General features: G+C 48.6%; 1 protein-coding gene. It reads right to left on the bottom strand.

Going from position 1 to position 562, the window contains the following annotated elements; genetic code table 11:
• The coding region (locus ACFIK6_RS10240; RefSeq protein WP_375677624.1) for a filamentous hemagglutinin N-terminal domain-containing protein at nt 1-562 on the bottom strand (562 nt) is incomplete at both ends.

Genomic DNA, 562 nt, shown 5'->3' on the forward strand with positions numbered 1-562 from the left:
TTTCCATCAGCAGAAAGATGCAACTGCCCCGCATTAGCCGCCATATCATGGCGCATGCGAACCCCAACACCTTTTTCCGTCGCTACAAGTTTTATTCTGTCCGCCTGTAGAGCCCCTAAAGCAGAACCATCTATCGCATATTCCGGTTTACCAGTAATATCAGTCAGTTCTTTCATTTCCCGTGAAGCATAATCAAAGTGACCCGTCCCTGCTGTCACTCCAATTTCCTTGCCCGCAACAGCTCCTTCAAAATGCACTGTTCGTGAGACAATATCGACAATATCAACCGCCCCTTGGCCTGAGAAAAAATTGGCTCCCTTTGCGCCAAAGGTGATGTCCCCACCTCGCACCTCAAAGCCTTTCAAAAAACCACTCGCATCAATTTCGGGTACACCTGTGGTTAAGGTTGCATGGGGCGTATTGATAAAACCACAACCATCACAGCTTATCCCATTGGGATTGGCTATAATCACATCGGCTGGGCTCCCAAAAACCTCTCCTGGACCATGAAGCGCACTGCGCTTGCTGCTGGTCACTTCATTTAAAATCACTTTCGCCGAAC

The sequence above is a fragment of the Bartonella sp. AS69XJJH genome (genome assembly GCF_042195585.1).
GTDB lineage: Bacteria > Pseudomonadota > Alphaproteobacteria > Rhizobiales > Rhizobiaceae > Bartonella.